The sequence below is a fragment of the Francisella sp. 19X1-34 genome, assembly GCF_041102755.1.
Lineage (GTDB): Bacteria > Pseudomonadota > Gammaproteobacteria > Francisellales > Francisellaceae > Francisella.
The window spans coordinates 66,694-88,223 of sequence record NZ_JBGCTX010000001.1 but is presented as its reverse complement, the minus strand read 5'-3'; the positions used below and the strand labels follow the sequence as shown (position 1 = coordinate 88,223).

Sequence of the window (21,530 nt, the reverse complement as noted above, 5' to 3'; positions counted from 1 at the left end):
GGCTATAGTCATTTTTTAGACAAGAAATGTAGATTTTCAAAATTTACTCCAATTATTGCTTAGATTGCAACACTCCCCTTATCTAAATTATAATTTGTTTTTCTTAGATTTTCTTTAGTTTGGCAAGATATTTCTTAACTTGCTATGTTGAAAATATAATAAATATCAACCGTTGAAGCCACTAGCTACAATATAAAACTCTCTTGATTTAGGTCTAGAAGATTTGGGTTTAAATTGAATTACCTTCGAAAAGGATTCTTTGACTAGTTTTAGATATTCATCACTTCCTTGTCCTTGAAAAACCTTTGCTACAAATGTTCCATTATTTTTAAGATTAATATTAGCAAAATCCAAGGCTAGTTCTAAAAGATATATTGATTTTGCTTGATCAGAGGTTTTATTACCGCTAAGGTTAGGTGCCATATCTGATACGATACAGTCAATTTTTTGTCCATTAACAAGATCATTTAGCTTGTCATAAGTTTCATCACTTGAAAAATCACCTTGGATAAAGTCAACTCCAGCTATAGGTGCCATATCTAGTAAATCAAGAGCAATAAGCTTACCATTATTACCAATATATTTTACTATTTGCTCAGACCATCCACCTGGAGCTGCACCAAGATCAACTACAAAGTTATTTGGTCTGAAAATTTTATATTTATCTTGGATTTCAAGTATTTTAAAACTTGCTCTACTGCGATAGCCTAGTTTAGTTGCTTGTTTAACATAAAAGTCAGAAGTGTGATCTTGCATCCAGCGTTTGGTATTTGAGGCTTTTGACATTTGTTAGTATAGGTTATGGTATTGTTTTAGGTTTTTTACATTATAAATAATTTCAGTCTCAAATTAAAAGCTTTTATAATTCATTTGGATTAATAGGTATATTAAAAAATTAGCTTTAACGTTATAATTTACTGTATTGAATATATTGTTTTTAATAATATGAATAAGAAAGTTTTGGCAATGTGCTTAGTATCGTTGACTATAAGCTCTTGCACAACTGTGCGAGAGGGTTGGGATGACAATGTGGCGCATTATAAAAAGTTAACTAGATATAGTGAGATAAAGCCTGTTGAATATTCAACACATACAAATAGTGTCGCTGGGGTAGACTTCCTGGTTGCAAACTATCCAGATCAAATAATTAATCTTGATGGAAGTAATGATTTTGATAAAAGGTATAACAAGTTAATTAGTTACTTAAAAGACAATGGCTATACGATTATGTCTAATGAGAAGCTTCCTGCTACAGCTACTGTGATTGCAGAAGTCAATAAACCTATGCCAGACCTTAAGTATATTGGTGTTATAATGCAACAAAACTCTCGTTTACAACAAACAGTTTATAATATCTCTTATGGCGGCAACAAGTTTAAGGCGCGTCAGTTTTATAATAACTACAAAAAGACTCTATGATTTTTTCTTTGTAAATAACGATGCAAGTATTAGTAGTATAACACCGCATGTGATGGCAGAATCAGCTATGTTAAATGATGGCCAATGATAATTTCCAATATGAAAATCTAGGAAATCAACAACATACCCTCTAAAAGCACGATCATAAAAATTACCTAAAGCTCCACCTAAAATAAGCGAGAATGAAAATAGATTAAGTTTCGCGTCAATTGGTTGCTTAATAATTAAATAAGTAAGGACTACAGCAGCTATCAATGAAATTATCGCAAACATGATCATTTGCCATGATGTGTGACTATTACTTAAAAGACTAAATGCAGCACCATGATTATATAAAAGAGTGAAGTTAAAAAAACTAGTTATTTTAACTGGTTGAGCAAACCTTAAAGAAGTGTTAGCAAGATGTTTTGTATATAAGTCAGCAACTATAATAATAATTGCTAAAACAAAGTATTTTATTTTAGGTTTAAGCGAATTCACGAGATTCTCCAGTTTCTGTTGTGATGTTCTCAACACAACGGCTACAGATATCTTGATATTCTTCATTTTTACCAACTGTAGAGCTACGATGCCAGCACCTTTCACACTTTGGCTCTTCTATCTTATTGATATCAATAAATAATCCAGGAATCTGTGCTTCAGTTGAATCAGCAGATTTCTCTTCTATAGTTTTTAAGTTTGCTTTAGAGGATATTAGTAAGAACCTTAGTTCATTCTCTAGTTTTTTAAGTAGGTTATATTTCTCTTGATCAGCGTATAATGTTATTTCAGCCTCTAAAGAAGCTTTGATGATATCTTCGTTTCTTTTTATCTCAAGTACTCTATTTACTTCCGAACGAATTTCCTGGATTTTTGTCCAAAAGTCTAAGTTTAGTTCATCATCTGAGTTAAATGATTTAAGCTCTGTATACCACTCACAAAGTTGTATAGGTAGATCAGTTGTTTTTGGAGTAGCTTCCCAGATTTCATCAGCAGTGTATGAAAGAATTGGAGCCATCCATCTAACTAATGCATTAACAATATGGTAGATTGCTGTTTGTGCAGATTTACGCGGATGTCCATCAGCTTTTGCAGTATACTGTCTATCTTTAATAATATCTAAATAGAAGCTTCCCATTTCAATTGAACAAAAATGGTGTATTAACTGCGCGACTGTATGAGTTTGATACTTTTCATAAGCATCTATGATTTTATCTTGGAATTCTTTAGTTTTAGCGATAGCCCACTGATCTAGTTTTACTAACTTATCAAATTCGATAATATCTGTTTCAGGATTAAAGCCATTTAGGTTAGATAGTAAGAATCTAGAGGTATTACGCAATCTACGATAAGTATCAGCAGTTCTTTTTAGAATCTGATCAGAAACTGCCATTTCACTTTTATAATCAGTTGAGGCTGTCCAAAGACGTAAGATATCAGCACCAAGTGTGTTATAAATATCTTGAGGAGATGTCACATTTCCTAGAGATTTTGACATTTTACGTCCATGCTCATCAACCACAAAACCATGTGTGAAAACTTCTTTATATGGTTGACTACCTTTAGCTGACATTCCAACTAATAATGATGTTTGGAACCATCCACGATGCTGATCTGAACCTTCTAGATATAAATCAGCAGGGTAGCTAAGACGGTTATCTATATCTAAAATACACATACTAGATGAACCAGAGTCAAACCAAACATCTAAAGTATCTTTGACAGACTTATACTCATCTGTTTCAGCTATAAAATCGCTATCATCAGCATTAAACCATGCTTCAACACCACCTTTTTCTATTTTCTCTGCTACTTTATGTAGTATGCCAATAGTATCAGGGTGAAGCTCTTCAGTTTCTTTATGAATAAATAATGGTAAAGGCACTCCCCAAGTTCTTTGGCGAGATATACACCAGTCTGGTCTATCTTTGACCATTCCTTCTATACGAGCTTGTCCCCAGCTTGGAGCCCAATTTGTTTCTTTGATAGCTTCTAGGGCTTTGCTACGTAAGCCTTCTTTTTCCATACTAACAAACCACTGTGGAGTAGCTCTAAACATAAGAGGAGACTTATGACGCCAGCAATGAGGATAGCTGTGCTTTATTTTATCAAAGTTCATTAGGCGTTTTTTTTCACCTAAAAGCTCTACAATTCTATCATTAGCTTTAAAGATAAATTCTCCAGCAAATAATTTAGTATTTTCACTGTAGCAGCCATTTCCTTTAACAAAAATTTCCATAGATAGATCATGCTCTTTACCTAAAGCAAAATCCTCAACACCATGAGTAGGGGCTGTATGTACCATACCAGTACCTGAGTCATCAGTTACATGATCTCCATGTAGTATTGGCACGTGACGACTATAAAAAGGGTGCTCAGCGATAATCCCTACCAGATTCTTACCAGAGGTGGATGCAACTACATCAGCATCTTCTATAGCGTATCTTTTTAATGTTTGTTCTACTAAATTTTCTGCAAGGATTATGTATGAGTCATCTATCTTAATTAGGCTATAGTTTAGGTCATTACGCACAGCTATAGCTTGGTTAGCAGGGAGTGTCCATGGAGTAGTTGTCCAAATAATAGCAAAAGCTTCATGATTTAGTGAATCTATACCAAATGCTTCAGCAAGTTTAGATTGATCTTTAATCTTAAATTTTACATCAATAGCTGGGGAGACTTTATCTGCATATTCAACTTCAGCTTCGGCTAATGCAGAGCCACAGTCAGTACACCAATGTACTGGCTTGAAACCTTTGCTTAGATGACCATTTTCTACAATTTTAGCTAGAGTTCTAATCATATTAGCTTCATAACTAAAGTCCATTGTTAAGTATGGCTGTTCCCACTCACCTAAAACTCCAAGCCTTTTGAAATCTTTCTTTTGTATCTCAACTTGTTTTTTTGCATACTTGCGGCATTCTTTTCTAAATGAGTCTTCAGAGATTTTTTGACCGGCTTTGCCGTGTTTTTTCTCAACTTGAAGCTCAATTGGTAGTCCATGACAGTCCCATGTTGGAATATATGGGGCATTGTAGCCACTTAGAGTTTTAGATTTTACAATTATGTCTTTTAAAATCTTGTTTACAGCGTGACCAACATGGATGCTACCATTTGCATATGGAGGTCCATCATGAAGAACAAATTTATCACGTCCTACGAAATGCTCTCTAATCTTTTTATAAATACCTTGTTTTTCCCATTTGTTAAGAATCATTGGTTCTTTGTTAGCTAAGTTACCCTTCATTGAGAAAGATGTCTTTGGGAGATTTAATGTGTCTTTATAGTCACTCATTTGAATTCCTTAGGTATCTAAAATAGTTAATATTGAGATTTTAAAAATTACTTAAGCACAAATTATAATGTACAAAGGAGGTTATGTTAATAGTCTATAATGTAGTAATTAAACTTTTTGCCTTTTTTATATCTTGAGATATTTGAGATTTTAGTTCTTCAAAAGAGTTGAATTTCTTTTCAGCTCGAATAAAATCAATTATTTCTGTAGTAATATGCTCACCGTAAATATCTTTATCAAAGTTAAAGATATGTGTTTCTAAAAGGTTGCTTTTACCATCTATAGTTGGCCTGGTTCCTGCATTGGAGATACCATAAAAACTCTCATTATTTTTAAAATGTACTTTAGTTAGAAATACTCCTTTTAAGGCTGAATTTTTAAGAAGCTTTTGATTGGCCGTATGAAAACCAATTTTTCTACCATTTTTTTGTCCATGAATAACTCGAGAGTTAATCTTAAAAGATCTCCCAAGTAGCTTATGGGTTTGTTCTAGATCATGATTTGCGATTGCTTGGCGTATTTGACTACTACTGATACGATGGTTATCAAGATTTAGTGTTGAGATTTTATCAACTTTAAAGTCATACTCACCTGAGAATTTTTTTAAAAGATCGTAGTCGCCTTTACGCTTTTTACCAAACTTAAAGTCATCACCAACAATTATATGCTTGATGTTTAATCTATCTACTAAATACTCTTTGATAAATTTTTCTGCTTCAATGTTTGCAAAATCAGAGTTAAATTTTTGACATATTATATTTTCTAAACCAAGTGCATGTAAGTTTATAGCTTTGTTTCTAAAATCATAAATCCTTGTGGGAGCATTTTCTTTTAGGAAAAACTCCTTTGGTAAAGGTTCAAAAAATAAAATATAGGCCTCTAGTTTATTTTCTTTAGCAATAGATTTTAGTTTTTTTATAATCGCTTGGTGTCCTAGGTGAACACCATCAAAAGATCCTATAGCAACCACAGAAGGCTTAGAATTTTTAATTTTTTTTAAGTTAGTGATAATTTTCATTACAATAGGTGTTCAAAGCAGTTTTTTAAAGGGATATAATAACCTAATAGTATTCATTTTTTGTTGAAAAAATGCAACTACTGTTAGATACTAGTTAGTTAGAAGTTTTTAAATATAGTTGTGTAAAATATTTTTTAAGTGGTTTTGTCATGGAAAGACGTGTAAAGAGAATAAGAAAATTACGAAATAAAAGCGGTAAAGTTTTTGCTATTGAGACAAACCTTACGGGTAGGCAACTACTCAATAATAGGGTTTTAAACAAAGATGTTGCTTTTAGCCAAGAAGAGAGAATAGCATTTGATTTGCTTGGGTATCTTCCTGAAAAGGTTGAGAGCTTAGAAGAGCAAGCTGTAAGGGTTAAAAGGCAGCTTGATATAAAGCCAACATCATTAGAGAAGTATGTTTTCTTAAATAGATTGCACGATCTAAATACTACACTGTTCTATCACTTTGTGCGTGAGAATTTAGAAGAGATTATGCCAGTTATATATACTCCTACAGTTGGTGAAGCAGTACAGAAGTATAGTAGTTCATTTAGGAAGCAAAGTGGTCTTTTCATATCCATCAACCATAAAAGGCATATTCCTAGAATCTTAGAGAGATATGAGTATAACAGTATTGACCTTGTTCTTGTAACAGATGGTGAAGCTGTGCTTGGTATAGGCGATCAAGGTATTGGAGGTATGAATATCAGTATAGGTAAGATTATGGTTTATGTCGCTGCTAGTGGTATAGATCCTGCAAGGGTTTTGCCAGTACAGCTTGATATGGGTACTAATAATGATGACCTACTTTCAGCCCCTGGATATCTAGGCGTACGTTTACCAAGAGTCTCAGGTGAGACGTATGATGAGTTTATTGAAGAGTTTGTTACTCAGGTTAAAGCAAGATTTCCAAATGTATTTTTACACTGGGAAGATTTAGGTAGAGATAACGCTACTCGTATACTAGAAAAATATAAAGAAAAACTATGTACTTTTAATGATGATATTGAAGGTACAGGTATTGTTGCTGCAGCTAACTGTATTGCTGCAATTAAAACAGCAATGACAATTAGAGTTAACTCAGGTGAGTTGACAGAAGAGCAAGCTATTGGAAGTATTTGTGATCTTAAGATTGTTATCTTTGGTGCTGGTAGTGCAGGCTGTGGTATTGCAAGACAGTTAGCAGATGTCATAGCTGATAGAGCAGGTATTTCGATTGAGAAGGCTAGAAATAGTATTTATCTTGTTGATAGATATGGTTTAGTCTGTGATAAGCTAAGAGCTAAACGAATTACTCCAGAACAAAAACCTTTTGTTAAGACAAGTGCTGAGATAGATAAGTGGGATGTTGAAGATTTTGATTATATAACTTTGACAGAAACTGTCAAAAATGCAAAGCCTGATATTTTAATTGGGACGTCTGGTCAGCCAGGATCATTTACAGAAGAGATTGTTAAATCAATGGCTGAAGATAATAATTATCCGATTATAATGCCATTATCCAATCCAACATCACTTTGTGAAGCACTTCCTGAGGATATTATTAAATGGACTGAAGGAAAAGCTTTAATAGCTGCAGGAAGTCCTTTTGCAGATGTCCAGTACAATGGTAGGGAGTATAGAATATCTCAAGGTAACAATGCGTTTATATTCCCTGGTTTAGGTCTTGGCTCTGTAGCAGTGCACGCAAAAGTCTTAACTGATGGTATGATTAGGGCCGCTTGTTATAGATTAAGTGAATTATCGCCAATGGTAATTCACGAAGATATAACACAGCCTTTATTAGCGAATATTTCAGATCTAGTTTCTGTGAGTAAAGAAATTACAAAGGCAGTAGCAAAACAAGCAATATTAGAAGATGTTCATGGTGTTGATGTGGATCTAGAGGATCTTACACCAGAAGAGCTTGATGAAGAGATAACCAGGTTAATTAACTTATCTTCATGGACTCCAACATACGCGCCATATATGCCAATCTAATATCTCTTTATATATTTTTTCTTTTAAACTCTTTTAACCTTAAATCTAGATTAATTTATCTGCAATAAAAGCTGTTGAAAATATATTCTTACAATGTCAGTATCTTTAACCCACAGCTAATGTTTTTTTAATATATAAGAAAGAGTGTTAGTAGTGTAAGTATCTTAAGATGCTGTATTTATAAACTCTTACTCTGATTTCTGTAAGTTATATTTTTTGCTGTAAAAATATTGAAACCTAAATTTTCATCATGCAGAATCTTTAAGGTTAGTTTAACTTTTGTTTAATTTTAGGGAACATGATTGTGGCAAGAAAGTTTAAGAAGAGCTTTATTTTGAGTAGTTTATTATTATGTTGTGGTCTTGGCTATTCCGAGAACTCTCCAACAGTGGTTTCTCAGGGAGGCCCCTTAGGAGCTGTTAGTATTGGCGCTCAAAATGTAAATGATGCTACAGCTAGTTCAACTACTTCAAAAACTAGTAGGTCAAAAGCATCAAAGCAATCAAGTGCTCAAAATGTAAATGAAAAAGAAATGTTGTTGGAGTTGCAAAAGCAAGTTAAGCAATTGCAAGGTCAACTACTACAAATTAAGGCACAAAAAACTAGTATTCAAAATACATCTAATGAGAATCAGCAGTTTACTACATATGGTAAAAAAGTTTACGGTAATAGACCAAACTCACTTACTGGTCAAGATTTAGCTAATTTAGCTAATGGCGGGAATCCAGCTGATATTATGCAGAATGTTAATACAAAAGGTTCAATTGTTGATCTAAGTGATAAAGCTTTAGGTGGGGTATTTAACTCAAGTGGAGGTATCGACGTTGGTGGAGCTCCTGCGATTACTACTCAGGGTCAGATTACATTCCTAGGTTCATTCTCAGGTAACAACAGTATTCCTATTGGGCAGATTGGATCAAGTCTTTTTGCTTCTACACTATTGAGTCAAAGAGAAAAGTTTGATGATTATTCAATCTTCTTTGGTGGATACTTGGAAGCCGATGCTCAAACTTGGTTTGGTAGTAGTAAAGCGGGTGAAGGATTATCTGGAACTGGAGAAAATATTTATCTAACAGCAGCAAGGTTATATTTTCTAGCAAATGTTGGTCATTATGTGACTTTGCAGTTTGATTTTGATACTGACGAAACAGGTAATTTTGGGCTTGGTAATGCTTTTGCAATTTTTGGTAACTTAGATACTTCACCTTTCTTTGTAACAGTAGGTAGAAATAAGCTATCTGTTGGATCATATGGAGGTGGTGGTACCTGGACAGATGGTATGACTAATTTCCTAAAACCAAGTAGAGCTTCAAATATTTCAATAAATTATAAGAACCAAGTATGGAATGCCAATGTTTCTGTTTTTGGGACAAATGATCAGACAGCAGATTTCTCAACTGGATTATTTTATGCAGACAGTTGGACTGAGAATTTAATTGGTGCCTTTAACGTTGGTTATGTTTATAATTTGAATGGTTCGGGAAATGGTTCGATAGTGAATTTCCTAAATAAAGAATATGGTAAGCATAATTCTGCAACGGTAGGAGCTTTTAACGTTGATGGTAACTTGACATATGGTTTATTTGGAGGTTTTTTAAACATGGCTGCTGGTTGGTCAACAACTACAAATTCAGCTGATTTTAATGGTAAAGGGACTAATGTGCTTGCTGGTGGCTGGTATGGAGCAGCCAACTATTCTATGGTGTTAGGTGGTAGAAATACTAACTTTGGTGTCTCTTATGGACAATCATATAATGCAAAAGATGTTCCAATGACCTTATCGGCATCTGCTGTAGCAGGTCCAGCATCTACTTCAGGAATTCAACGACAACTCCTTGTTTCTGCTCAGCGTGCTTATTTTGACAATAATGTTCTATTCGGTCCGGAGTATTCATATCAGCAATTATATGGTGGACAACATATGAATACTATTACACTTGATATGTCGGTATATGTGTAATATTTTTATTGTAAGTTTGCTATCTTATATCTTTGGTAGCTGTCTAAAATATTTATCTTTTCTATTGATTTATAATATCCAGTTAGTAAAATAAAACCTGAAGTGTTAGTGTTATTTTTTGATAATAAGCTTTGGTTTTAATCATATCCAAAAAGCTTTGGTAGGCCTTGTATTGCTTTAAAATAGAGTGTTTAAGCTTTATGAGACAGGAAGTTTTTTCTAAATATGTTTATACTAAGGCGAGCATTATAATTGACACTAATATGCTTGGTGTAAGTTAAGATTTAGGCGGATATGTCCTTGTTGTAAAGTATTTATGTAAAAGTGATCTTTAGAGAAGATTAGCTTTGTTGTTTGCATGAAATACCAAGGCCGTAGCTTAGCCATTAAATTGTAAATTTAGGCTATGAGATTGTCAATATATTATAGCAAATTGTATGCTACGGTAGGTTATTGATGGATTTTTTGGATCTAAATATAAATATACCAAGACAATGGTTTTGTGATTGATATCATAAGGTTTTATTTTTTATATTTGGGGCATTACTTTAGTGCAAAAGTTTAAGAGAAAAATTATATTATTTAGTAGTATATTTATATACTGCACTTTTGGTTATTCAGAGAATAATACTCCAGATATTGTTTCTCAAGGTGGGCCGTTAGGCTCGACAAGTATTGGGCAACAAGACATTAATAGTACTTCAGCTACTACAGCAAAGCCTTCTTCACAGACTAAAGATCCTGCATCATCACAATCTTCAAATCAAGGTTCAGATGCTCAGAGTGTCAATGAGAAGGAGCTACTGTTGAAATTACAGAAGCAAGTTGAAAAGCTACAAGGACAATTACAGCAAATTAAGCAGCAAAACCAAGGCGGTGATATCAATAATATGTCTGGAGGTAGTTCTCAGTTTTCTACATATAGTGGTAGGGTATACGATAATAAGCCAAATACTCCTCAACAGATAACTAGTGGTGATTTAAGTCAAACTCTAGTTGGAGGGCAAAGTGCTTCAGATATTATGGAGAATGTAAACGCAAGTAACTCAATTATTGATATGAGTGATAAATCATTGGGTGGCGTATTTAATTCAAACGGTGGTATTGACGTTGGTGGTGCTCCAGCAATTACTACCCAAGGTCAGGTTACTTTCCTAGGTTCATACTCTGGTAACAACAGTATTCCTATTGGACAGATTTCATCAAACCTTTTTGCTTCAACATTATTAGGTCAAAGAGAGAAGTTTGACGATTATTCAGTATTCTTTGGTGGTTTTATTGAGGCAGATGCGCAGGCTTGGTTTGGTAGTAAAAACATTGTTCCTCCATCATCTGATGGAACCGGTGGAATATCAGGAAACGGTCAAAATATTTATCTAACTAATGCTAAATTATACTTCTTATCAAATCTAGGTCATTACGTTACAGCACAGTTTGATTTTGATACAGATGAATCAGGAGCATTTAGTTTAGGTAATGCTTTTGTGATTTTTGGTAACTTAGATACATCACCTTTCTTTGTAACAGCAGGTAGAAGTAAACTATCTGTGGGAACATATGGTGGTGGTGGTCCATGGACCTCTGGTATTACAGACTTCTTAGCTCCAGGATCAGTTACTAATGTCTCTGTGAACTATAAAGATGAAGTATGGAACGCCAATGTTACTGTTTTTGGTTCTGATGATCAGACAGCAGATTTCTCAACAGGTCTATTTTATGCAGATAGTTGGACAGATAATTTAATTGGAGCTTTCAACGTTGGTTATGTTTATAATATGGCCGGTGCTGATAATGGTTCATTAAGTAACTACTTAACAAATACGGGTCTTTCAGCGGCTACTCCAATAGGTGCATTTAACTTTGATGGTAACTTAACTTATGGTATGTTCGGAGGGTTTTTAAACTTAGGTGCTGGTTGGTCAACTACTACAAATTCGGCAGATTTTAATGGTGATGGTGGTAATGTGCTTGCAGGAGCATGGTACGGTGCTGCCAACTATTCATTAGTGCTAGGTGGTAGAAATACCAGTTTCGGTGTCTCATATGGTCAATCATACAATGCTACAAACATTCCAATGAACTTGTCATCATCTCCAATAAGTGGAAATCAAACTACAACAGGAATAAAAGAGCAATTTATTGTCAACGCCAACAGAGCTTATTTTGATAATAATGTCTTATTTGGTCCAGAATATTCATATCAAAGACTATATAGTGGTCAATATATGAATACAATTACTCTTGATATGTCAGTATACGTATAGAGTATTTATTTTTAATTTATAGCAGATAAAATATAAAAAAAGAGTCAGTTCAGTAGTTTATACATTATTTTTCGGTAGTTGATGGAGTATTATTTATTCAAAAGGATCATCTTAAAATTTTGATTAAAAATATATAGCTTTATAAACTAATACAAATAGAGTAACATTAGCGTAAATATATAAGTTATAAAATATAAGGACAAATATGTCTTTCTTAATTGCTATAGTAGGTAGAGCTAATGTTGGTAAATCAACATTATTTAATGTACTTACTAATTCTAGAGATGCCTTGGTTTTTGATTTTGAAGGTGTCACACGTGATCGTCAATATGGTCAAGCAAAGTATGATGATCTTGATTATTTAGTAGTTGATACTGGAGGTATTTCAGATCAAGATGCTGGCTTTGATGAGTTTATGGCTAAACAATCTGAAATGGCCATAGACGAGGCTAATCTTGTATTTTTTGTCGTTGATGGAAGATCTGGATTAACATCAGGTGATGAGTATGTGGCTAATCTACTGCGTCAAAGAGATAAAAAAGTAATAGTTGTGGTCAATAAGGTTGATGGTGTCGATGAAGAGGCTGCAATGGCTGAGTTCTATAGTTTTGGTTTTGATAAAGTCTTTGCAGTATCTGCTGCACACCGTAGAAATACCCAAAAGTTAGTAGATAAGTTTTTAAAGAAACCGCTAAATGATTACTATCAAGATTATACTCAGACAGGTGAGCATAAGGAGCAATTACGCCATGGGATTCATTTCTCATTGATAGGTAGACCTAATGTTGGTAAATCCACTCTTACAAATAGGATGCTCGGAGAAGACAGAGTAGTAGTGTTTGATATGCCTGGAACAACTATTGATAGCGTTAGTATTCCATTTGAAAGACATGGGCAAAAATATACTATAGTTGATACAGCTGGAGTACGTAAAAGAGGTAAAGTAAAACAAACACTAGAGAAATTCTCAGTAGTTAAGACTTTACAGGCTATTCAAGACTCAAATGTTGTTGTAGCTGTTGTTGATGCTAGACAAAGCATCTCAGATCAAGACCTAAGCTTGATACATTTTGCAATTAAAAATGGAAGAGCTCTTGTGTTAGCTGTCAATAAATGGGATGGTATGACAGAAGAGGATCGTAATAAAGTTAAAGAAGATATCAAAAGAAGGTTATATTTTTTACAAGATTATGTAGACATTCATTTTATATCAGCTCTTCATGGTACAAATGTTGGACATGTCTTTGAATCTATACAAACTGCTTATGAGTGTGCAAACAAGAAAATAACTACAGCAGATGCAACAAAACTATTGCAACTTGCTATAGATGCTCATTCACCACCAATGGTAGGTAAGTTTAGAATAAAGCTAAAATATGCGCATGTAGGCGGCCACAATCCTCCTGTAATTGTTATACATGGCAATCAAGTAGGTAAATTGCCACATTCATATAAAAGATATTTAGAGAATTTCTTTAGAGAGGCTTTAGAATTTAGAGGAACTCCTATAGTATTTGAATTTAAGCAATCAGAAAACCCATTTGCGAATAAGAAAAATAAGAGATCAAAAGATGAAGGCAGTAAGAGTAAAAAAGTTAAATAATATTGCTGATGAAATAACAATAAATATTAGTGGTGCAAAGAATGCTTTATTGCATTTAATATTCGCAAGTTTAATCCCAGATACAAAAACTACATTTAGTAATGTTCCAACAACTTTATTAGACTATAAAGGTGCGAAGGAGATACTAGAAAATGTTGGTGCAGTTGTTACAGAAAGAGGTGAAGATGTAACAATTAATACAACAGCAATAACAACCGAAGCATTAGAACTATGTGGTGAGATGACCTCAAAAACACGCTGTTCCTTAATGCTTTTAGGTTCGATGTTAAAGAAAAAAGGACGTGTAAAAATTGGTTTCCCTGGTGGTTGTAGCTTTAGTGAAAAAAGACCTTTTGATATACATCTAGAGGGACTAGAAGCATTAGGGGCTAAAGTTATATTAGCAGAAGAGCATATTGAGGTTGTTTATAAAGAAGAAAAAGATGCTGAGTTTAAGATGCCTTTCCCTTCAGTTGGGGCAACTATGAACTTAGTCATGTATGCTGTGATTGGTAACTCTGAAGTCATTCTTGAAAATGTTGCGCTTGAGCCTGAAGTTGTTACATTGATTGATTATTTAAATAAGTGTGGTGCTAATATCAAATTTGATATTGAGAGTAGAAAGATTAGAGTACTAGGGGTTGCAAGGTTATTAGGTTGTGAATTTGAAATAATCTTTGATCGCATTCAAGCGATGACTTATGCTGCGATGGCATATTTATATAAAACAAATGTAACTATTACAAATATAAATACTGAAGATACATATAATATTGCAAAACCTTTAGAAAAATTAACTAATGCAACTGCTAAATGGCAGTATGATCAAGAAAATAAATCTTTAAAGTTTTTTGGTAAACAGAGTAATATTAAAGGTGTTGATATAATAGCAGCACCATTTCCTCATTTTCCGACAGATCTACAGCCTATATATGCTGTAATGCTCTTTATGGCAAATAGTTGTAGTACTATTCAAGATACTGTTTATCCTGAGAGAATAAATTATGTATATCAAATTAGGAAAATGGGGTTTGATATATCGATCGATAATAATTTGATTAAAATAAGGCCTGTAAAGAGCTTTAAAAATATTCGTCCAGCAGTAATGAGTGTAAAAGATCTGCGTGCCGGAATGGCATGTCTGATGGCCGGCTCATTACTTGATGAGTTTTCAACTATAAATAATGCTCATCAGATATTTAGAGGGTATAATAATCTTATAGAGAATATGTCTCATTTTATGCAGATAGAGATTTTAGATAATAATATTTAGGTAAATAATGTCACAATATATATCTTTAGAAAAATATAATACTTATAGAATTAAATCATTTGCAAAGCATGTTTATTTTCCTAGTGATGAAAAAGATCTTTTGGAGATTGTCGATAAACATGAAAAGCTATTTTTTCTTGGTAATGGTAGTAATGTAATTTTTTCTAAAGAGTATTATGATGATGAAATAGCTTTCGTTATTTTTTGTAAAAACTTTAATTCTTTTAGTATTTCTGGATGCTATGTTGATGTTCAAGCAGGAGCTTTGCTACAAGATCTAGCATTAGCCACATATCAAGCAAGCTTAAGTGGTGTTGAGACTTTCTATGATGTTCCAGCTAGCTTAGGTGGCGCTTTAATAATGAATGCTGGAGCTTATGGGGATGAGATTTATACTTATATAAAAAGTGTTAGAGTTTTAGATCTTAATAAGAAAAAAATAGTTGAATATAACAAAGAAGATATAGAATATGGGTATCGCTATTCAATGTTTAAAAATGATAGTAATATTTGTATTTTATCTGCTAAGTTTGAGTTTGAGGAAAAGCCAAGGCAAGAAATCAAAGCTAAATTAGATGATATCTATTCACGCAGGTTATCTAACTTACCTCAGAAGCCTACAGCAGGAAGTGTATTTAAAAGGCCTCAAGCAAATATGCCTGTAGGAGTTATGGTTGAAGAGCTTGGGCTTAAAGGTAAAATAATTGGAGACGCACAAATTTCACCTAAGCATGGCGGTATTATTGTCAATAATGGTAATGCTACAGGTAATGATATAATACAGCTTATCGAGTTTATAAAATCTGAAGTTTTAGAAAATTATAATATAAAACTTCATGAGGAACAGATAGTTATTTAAAGTGTTTATACAAAATACTTTTTTATATGTTTAATATCTAATATACTTTGCTTAGGAAAAATTTTTTTATATAGTTATGAGAAAAAAAATTATATTCTTTTGTTCTATTTTTTTATTAAATTGTAGTGTTGTGTTAGCAGATACGACTGATACTAGTGCTAGTATTGCTCAAACTAATGATATGACTACAAATGACATAAGTAGTGAAAAACAAGCTAATACAGACAAACAACAAACTAGTAAGTCAGATGACAAGCCCTATACTGAAAAATCACATGATAGATACGGAGATGATCTAAGCGTTTTGGTGGATACTAGTAACGCTAGCTATGATGCACTTTTAGCAGATGCAGAGAAGATATTAGCAGATAGAGATGTCAATCCACCTAATGCAGAAATTCAAAAGAGAATCCAAAGTATCAACGGGCATGTTAATAATGTTGTTGTTGAAAAAAAACAAATGAAAAAAGATGTTAAGGCTGCTGGAGATATCTTAAAACGTCATGATGAGATTAATCAAGAATTTAAGAATTCTTATGGTAATAAGTCAGCAAAAGATTATATAGCTAAAGAGACCCAAGGCTATAATGATGTAGATGATTATCAAATGAAAAACTATAAAAATCTTTTGGATGATGTAAAGCTAGAAACTCCAGAACAGATTGGTGATTCATTTGATGAGATTGATGATAGCAAGGCTAAATCAAAGTATAAATTATCCGATGGATACTCAATTGAGGATGTCACTACAGTTGGAGCACTAACTGGTCAAAATAAACGTTTAAAAAAATGTTTAATTATGAAAACCTATGGTGGCGGTACTTGGCGTACATATTGTCAGCCGCTTAAAAAGCCAACTCAATGTCCAGATTATGACTGGAACCAGTTATCGACAATGGCGATTATGTATTGTTAGATTTCTTAAAATTAGCGATTTGTTCCTTTAACTCATCTAGGCTTACTCTATTAGGATTATTACGAGGTTTGATATCTTCATCATTTTTACGTACAGCATAGCCATATAGAGCTTCTATCTCAAGTTGTAGATTTTGCTTAAATTGAGTTATAAAACTATTCCAGAAGTTTTTACCAGTTAGGCCAATATGCATAGTTGTATCTGCAAGAGGTTCATTTAATGCTCTAATGTCTTCAAAGAGAGTAGTAGTATTTTCATAAGTAAAAATAATTAAATCTGATTCTATAGCAGGTGTTTTATATTTACTTGATTGTAGTGTGTTGCCCCACGTTAATAAATCTATCATATCATTAGTATGTTTGTTGTTACTTACAGTTGCAAAGGCTTGCTTCATAGAGCTAAAAGATTTATCTCCAAATGTTGAAAAAAGTAAGATTCCATCATTATTTAATAGTTCATAGTAGTTTTCTAGTTCTTGAGCAAGGTTATCTGTAAGGTGAATTACGGAGTTTGATATTATGATATCAAATTGTTGCTTAGTATTTTGATTGTTATGAAGCTTGGAGTTAGGGAAGCGGTTTTTCAAAGTATTTAAATAGTTAGTATCTTGATATCCATCAATTAAAATATCAGTAGGAGAAAGATTTATAAAATCTAACCTTTTTAAGAGTCTTTGAGCTATTTCATTCTTTATGAATGAAGTTTGATAGAGTTTTTTATGCGATAAGTGTTTGAGGAAAAGATTAAAATTAAACATTTTTATTTTTTTAGTTTGGTTTGTTGGAAAGATTGTAATAGTTTTTTAAGCTCTATAAAAGGTATAGGCTTGCTAAAATAGAATCCTTGATAAAAGTCACAGCCAATTGACTTTAAAAATTCAAGCTGTTCGCCCGTTTCGACGCCTTCAGCTACACATTTTTTATTTAAATTATTTGCTAAGTGTATTATAGATTTTATAATTGCTTTATTATTTTCTTTATCAAGGTCACTAACAAATGATTTATCAATTTTTAGATATTTAATAGGTAAATTAGCAAGATATTTTAGTGAAGAGTAGCCTGTACCAAAATCATCTAAGGCAAAACTAAAGCCTTTGTTATTTAATTTGTTAATAATCGATCTTGTATGCTCAATATCATTTAACAAATATGTCTCTGTAATTTCAAAAGTGATTAAATTTTTATCAACTTTATCAAAGAATTTAATGATTTTATCAGAAAATGTATTGTTGATAAGTTGTATGCTAGATATATTTATCGATAATTTGATATCTTTTACTAGATTATCTTTTAGCAGTTCTTGCCAGTCAGAGATAGTTTTTTTAAATATCCATTGACCTATTTTTTCAATAGTTTGGTTTTTTTCAGCTATAGGTATAAATTCATCTGGTGTGACATTACCTAGTATAGGTGAGTTCCAGCGTATTAAAGCCTCGACACCATAAATATTTGTATTAGCATCAAATTGAGGGTGATAAACAACGTTAAATTCACTCATATCAATATTTAATAACTCACGCTCTATACTCTTATGTCTCTTTGTAGCTTCATCATAGTCAATGCTATAATGAGAGTATGTATTTTTCCCCATAGTTTTAGAACTATACATGGCAATATCAGCATTTTGAAGTAGCTTTTCTATATTTGATGCAGTATTAGGGTAAGTTGCAATCCCTATACTAACAGATTGAGTTATAGTGTTTTTATTAATCTTAATTGGGATAGATATTTCTTTTATTATTTTTTTAGTAATATCTTCTATTTCTTGAAGGTTTTTTTGATCTTTAATTAGAATTAGAAAGTCATCGCCTCCTGATCTTCCAATAATACTATTTTCAGGTAGACAAGCTCTTAACCTATTCGCTACAGTAATTATAAGTTTATCACCTACAGCGTATCCGAAAGATCCGTTTATAAATTTGAAATTATCTAGATCTACCATAATTAGAGCAGCAAAATGATTATCTTTAGTTTTTCTAAGAGAACTTTCAGCTGTTTTTATAAACCCTTTGCGATTAAGAAGTTTAGTCAGATTATCATTATATGCTATATAGTTAAGTTTAACGTTACTTTGCTTTATACTCTCAAGTAATGCCTCTCTTTGGGTTACATCTCTAGCTATTCCTAATATAAAAGGCTTTCCAGCCTTATCATAAAATCTAACTTTATAAGTATCTATAACTTTTTTTTCACCAGTAGGGGTGGTTATATATTCAATAGTTCTAGATGATCCTTTATCAAAGGCGATCTTATCATATTTTAAGAAAAGCTTAGCTTCCTCAACAGAGAACTTTTCAACTGTTGTTGTTCCTATAACTGATTGTTGGATATCTTTTGGATAGAGGTTAAGCATAGCTTTGTTTGCTTTTACTAGGCGATATTTTTCATCTTTAACAAACATGATATCTTCACTAGCATCAAACATTAGTTCAGAAAATTCTTTAGACTCTTTTAGCTCTTGCTGTATATTTTTTAGTGCTGTCAGATCATTATGTGCACCAAGCATTCTGATGGGCTTACCATTTTTATCACGAATTGCCATTCCGCGGCATCTAACCCATACTGTTGAGCCATTTTTATGTTTATATCTAACTATTTGACAGTATTCATAATTTGGATCTTTGAGATGTTTTTCTAGATTTTGTATAGCTATTTGCAGATCTTCTGGAAAAATTAGATCTTGCCACTCAGATGAAAGTGGTTTTTTGTCTTTAGGATCATATCCTAATATTTCCCAAAACTTATCATTCATCCATTCGTTTTCGGGGTTTTCTAGATCAAGATACCATAGGCCATCAAGGCTGGACTGCTGTAGGGAGTCAAAAACCTTATGATTTTTACTTATTAGTTCATAGAGTTCTTCTTTAAGATAATGACTCATAAGACCTAACAAAACTATTCAATACATATCAAAATTATAAACTATAAAGATAAGTTAAACAATTTTTAGAAGGAAATGAACGGCTTTAAATGAAGGAAGTTATTCATAGAAGTTAAACTGGTTTTTACCTGATTTTTTAGCTTTGTACATAGCTATATCAGCTTGAGTAATCAGCTTATCACTACTTATATTAGGATGTTTTGATTTAACAAGGGTCGCACCAATACTAATTGTTTGTTGAATCTGAATCTCTTTGGAAATATATATTTTATCTTCAAATAAGGCGATTATTCTTTTTATAATATCTGTTGAAGTTTCTTGGTCATTAATATTTTTCAGAATAGCTATAAACTCATCACCACCTATTCTTGAGATTAGATCACCATCTCTAAGAGTTGACTTGATTCTAGAAGCTACTTCTTTTAGAACCAAATCGCCAACCTCATGACCATATTTATCATTAGTATGTTTAAAATCATCTAGATCAATAAATAATATAGCAATATTTTTATCCTGCACTATCTCGTCATTTAATATGATTTTTAATTTTTTATCAATGCTATGTCTATTTAAACATCCAGTTAAAGAATCTATTGAACTAAGCTTTTTAAGTTTTACTTGTCCTTTTTCTAGAATTTTATTTTTCCTAAAGTTTATACTTATAAAGTAAAATAATCCCTGTACCATTAGGGATATAACTATACCTAGCAAGAAAAGTACAGCAGGGGAAGATCTTTGTAATTGTTCATACTGCTTATCTGTAAAGAAGACTTTGATATGCCAGAGTTTCTCACCAGGAATATTATATGAAAATGACATGCCATAGTATTGCTTAGGATCTAAGTTTGAATATATTATATGTTTATCAAGATAAATCTCTAAATTATAGTGATTGCGATTTATCTCAGACATAAATTTTTCTGAGAAGTTAGGCTTAAAGACAACATTAAATTTGTTGTTTTGCTCACGAATACAAATTATTTTTTCTTTAGAATATGCTTTATTTGAACCACATTTAGCTAAGACATCTAATGCTTGATCTTTTGTTATGTTGTAATTAGATAGAAAAATGGGCTTGTACTGTTTGTCTTGTGTATAGTATATAAAATAAATATTTGGATAATCGTCTTCATAAGCTTGCATATCTGCTATAATAGCTTTTCTACTTGAGTAAGATGATGTATATAAACGTTTGTGTAGCCTATCTATGGCAGTTGCTTCTAAATCTAATTTTTTCTCAAGGTTTGCACCTAAAAGTGAAACTTCTCTATGTACGGTGCTTTTGATAGATTCACTATCTTGATCAAATGTGTATAGCCAAACTAAGAAAAATATAATAAAAGTAGAAGCACTTAATATAATTCCAATAATATAAGCTCTAGATTTTACTCCTTTAAAAGAGATTCTAAAAAGGGTTAGTATAAAGAAGCAAACTGAGGTATGCAACGCCATACCTGTAATATAGCCCCAGCTAAAATAAAATGAAATATTAAAAAAGTATCCAAGTAGAGATATACATGATAGCGAAAAAACTATAAGATTTGCTGCATAAAAGAGGCCTTTGAAAAGAAGAACATTTTTCTTAAAACGAGGTAGTATATTAGCAATAGCTAAAAGTAGAAAACATACTGCAGTATTCGGTGACATCCTACCAGGATATAACGAATGATCCATTGTTGCTGAATCTATAATATTATCAATACTAAAATTTAGTCCAAATAAGTACTCTAATAGAGTCAATAGGGATATTACAAGTACTATAATTGAGAGCATACAGCGACTATAGCTAAACTTTGATGTCTTAGGAATAAAGTTAACTATGGCTAAGATACCAAAGCATAGTGCGGTATTAAATTGCATTGGAGGGAAGCTATTGTTAAGTTTGACTATATTGACATTACCAACTAGCCAACCAAATATGACAACACCAGCTATAATTAGGACAAATAAGCTAGCTGCTATTTGGACTTTTCTTTGAGGTAAATACATCAAACAACCTTAAGAACACTCACTCCATAATAATTATTATATGTTATTTGATGTGAAAATATTAAAATTGTTTACATTTTTTATTAAAAAATATAATGTTTTTAGTATAGC

15 protein-coding genes are annotated in these 21,530 nt (G+C 32.4%); 8 read left to right on the top strand and 7 right to left on the bottom strand.

Features of this window, described 5'->3' with window-relative positions; translation table 11 throughout:
* Positions 1 to 165: 165 nt before the first annotated feature.
* Complete coding sequence (locus AB8E56_RS00415) at positions 166 to 786, bottom strand: SAM-dependent methyltransferase (RefSeq protein ID WP_329476797.1); 621 nt, start codon at positions 784 to 786, stop codon at positions 166 to 168.
* A 159-nt stretch (positions 787 to 945) separates the two neighbouring features.
* Between AB8E56_RS00415 and AB8E56_RS00410 the strand changes: the two genes are divergently transcribed.
* Complete coding sequence (locus AB8E56_RS00410) at positions 946 to 1,419, top strand: hypothetical protein (RefSeq protein ID WP_329476795.1); 474 nt, start codon at positions 946 to 948, stop codon at positions 1,417 to 1,419.
* Here the strand turns inward: AB8E56_RS00410 and lspA are convergent.
* The 3 genes from lspA to ribF form a co-directional block, all read right to left on the bottom strand.
* Positions 1,414 to 1,899, bottom strand: a complete 486-nt coding sequence (gene lspA / locus AB8E56_RS00405; protein ID WP_329476793.1) for a signal peptidase II — start codon at positions 1,897 to 1,899, stop codon at positions 1,414 to 1,416. The genes AB8E56_RS00410 and lspA overlap by 6 nt on opposite strands.
* Positions 1,886 to 4,693 (bottom strand): isoleucine--tRNA ligase, encoded by a 2,808-nt coding sequence (ileS, locus tag AB8E56_RS00400; protein ID WP_329476791.1) that lies wholly within the window; start codon positions 4,691 to 4,693, stop codon positions 1,886 to 1,888. Before ileS ends, lspA begins: the two co-directional genes overlap by 14 nt.
* 94 nt (positions 4,694 to 4,787) lie before the next feature.
* A complete protein-coding gene (ribF, locus tag AB8E56_RS00395; RefSeq protein ID WP_329476789.1) occupies positions 4,788 to 5,711 on the bottom strand; it encodes a bifunctional riboflavin kinase/FAD synthetase in 924 nt (307 codons plus the stop codon).
* Positions 5,712 to 5,860: 149 nt separating this feature from the next.
* On the opposite strand from ribF, the gene AB8E56_RS00390 reads away from it, so the two are divergent.
* From AB8E56_RS00390 to AB8E56_RS00360, 7 genes are all read left to right on the top strand, one after another.
* Positions 5,861 to 7,675: an NAD-dependent malic enzyme gene (locus tag AB8E56_RS00390; protein ID WP_329476787.1), complete on the top strand. Its 1,815-nt coding sequence runs from the start codon at positions 5,861 to 5,863 to the stop codon at positions 7,673 to 7,675.
* Positions 7,676 to 7,979: 304 nt separating this feature from the next.
* A complete protein-coding gene (locus AB8E56_RS00385) occupies positions 7,980 to 9,635 on the top strand; it encodes a DUF3573 domain-containing protein (protein WP_329476785.1) in 1,656 nt (551 codons plus the stop codon).
* A 551-nt stretch (positions 9,636 to 10,186) separates the two neighbouring features.
* The gene (locus tag AB8E56_RS00380) at positions 10,187 to 11,899 is read left to right on the top strand and encodes a DUF3573 domain-containing protein (RefSeq protein ID WP_329476783.1); all 1,713 of its coding nucleotides are present in this window, start codon (positions 10,187 to 10,189) and stop codon (positions 11,897 to 11,899) included.
* 205 nt (positions 11,900 to 12,104) lie between these two features.
* Entirely contained in the window at positions 12,105 to 13,502 is a 1,398-nt protein-coding gene (gene der / locus AB8E56_RS00375) for a ribosome biogenesis GTPase Der (protein WP_329476780.1), read from the top strand.
* Positions 13,471 to 14,775 (top strand): UDP-N-acetylglucosamine 1-carboxyvinyltransferase, encoded by a 1,305-nt coding sequence (locus AB8E56_RS00370; protein WP_329476778.1) that lies wholly within the window; start codon positions 13,471 to 13,473, stop codon positions 14,773 to 14,775. The genes der and AB8E56_RS00370 overlap by 32 nt, the downstream gene beginning before the upstream one ends.
* A gap of 7 nt (positions 14,776 to 14,782) precedes the next feature.
* A complete protein-coding gene (gene murB / locus AB8E56_RS00365) occupies positions 14,783 to 15,634 on the top strand; it encodes a UDP-N-acetylmuramate dehydrogenase (RefSeq protein ID WP_329476776.1) in 852 nt (283 codons plus the stop codon).
* Positions 15,635 to 15,710: 76 nt separating this feature from the next.
* Positions 15,711 to 16,550, top strand: coding sequence for a hypothetical protein (locus AB8E56_RS00360; RefSeq protein ID WP_329476774.1), 840 nt, complete (start codon positions 15,711 to 15,713; stop codon positions 16,548 to 16,550).
* Here the strand turns inward: AB8E56_RS00360 and AB8E56_RS00355 are convergent.
* The 3 genes from AB8E56_RS00355 to AB8E56_RS00345 all read right to left on the bottom strand — a co-directional run bounded on the left by AB8E56_RS00355 (position 16,537) and on the right by AB8E56_RS00345 (position 21,419).
* A complete protein-coding gene (locus AB8E56_RS00355; RefSeq protein WP_329476772.1) occupies positions 16,537 to 17,307 on the bottom strand; it encodes a biotin synthase in 771 nt (256 codons plus the stop codon). The genes AB8E56_RS00360 and AB8E56_RS00355 overlap by 14 nt on opposite strands.
* 2 nt (positions 17,308 to 17,309) lie before the next feature.
* Positions 17,310 to 19,430: an EAL domain-containing protein gene (locus AB8E56_RS00350; RefSeq protein ID WP_329476770.1), complete on the bottom strand. Its 2,121-nt coding sequence runs from the start codon at positions 19,428 to 19,430 to the stop codon at positions 17,310 to 17,312.
* Between the two features lie 99 nt (positions 19,431 to 19,529).
* Positions 19,530 to 21,419 (bottom strand): GGDEF domain-containing protein, encoded by a 1,890-nt coding sequence (locus AB8E56_RS00345; RefSeq protein ID WP_329476768.1) that lies wholly within the window; start codon positions 21,417 to 21,419, stop codon positions 19,530 to 19,532.
* Positions 21,420 to 21,530 lie beyond the last annotated feature (111 nt).

Coding starts and splice junctions, on each gene's coding strand:
- ileS (WP_329476791.1), bottom strand. CDS start 4,693: ATGAGTGACTATAAAGACACATTAAATCTCCCAAAGACATCTTTCTCA.
- der (WP_329476780.1), top strand. CDS start 12,105: ATGTCTTTCTTAATTGCTATAGTAGGTAGAGCTAATGTTGGTAAATCA.
- AB8E56_RS00355 (WP_329476772.1), bottom strand. CDS start 17,307: ATGTTTAATTTTAATCTTTTCCTCAAACACTTATCGCATAAAAAACTC.
- AB8E56_RS00390 (WP_329476787.1), top strand. CDS start 5,861: ATGGAAAGACGTGTAAAGAGAATAAGAAAATTACGAAATAAAAGCGGT.
- AB8E56_RS00415 (WP_329476797.1), bottom strand. CDS start 786: ATGTCAAAAGCCTCAAATACCAAACGCTGGATGCAAGATCACACTTCT.
- AB8E56_RS00345 (WP_329476768.1), bottom strand. CDS start 21,419: ATGTATTTACCTCAAAGAAAAGTCCAAATAGCAGCTAGCTTATTTGTC.
- murB (WP_329476776.1), top strand. CDS start 14,783: ATGTCACAATATATATCTTTAGAAAAATATAATACTTATAGAATTAAA.
- AB8E56_RS00370 (WP_329476778.1), top strand. CDS start 13,471: ATGAAGGCAGTAAGAGTAAAAAAGTTAAATAATATTGCTGATGAAATA.
- AB8E56_RS00360 (WP_329476774.1), top strand. CDS start 15,711: ATGAGAAAAAAAATTATATTCTTTTGTTCTATTTTTTTATTAAATTGT.
- ribF (WP_329476789.1), bottom strand. CDS start 5,711: ATGAAAATTATCACTAACTTAAAAAAAATTAAAAATTCTAAGCCTTCT.
- AB8E56_RS00410 (WP_329476795.1), top strand. CDS start 946: ATGAATAAGAAAGTTTTGGCAATGTGCTTAGTATCGTTGACTATAAGC.
- AB8E56_RS00350 (WP_329476770.1), bottom strand. CDS start 19,430: ATGAGTCATTATCTTAAAGAAGAACTCTATGAACTAATAAGTAAAAAT.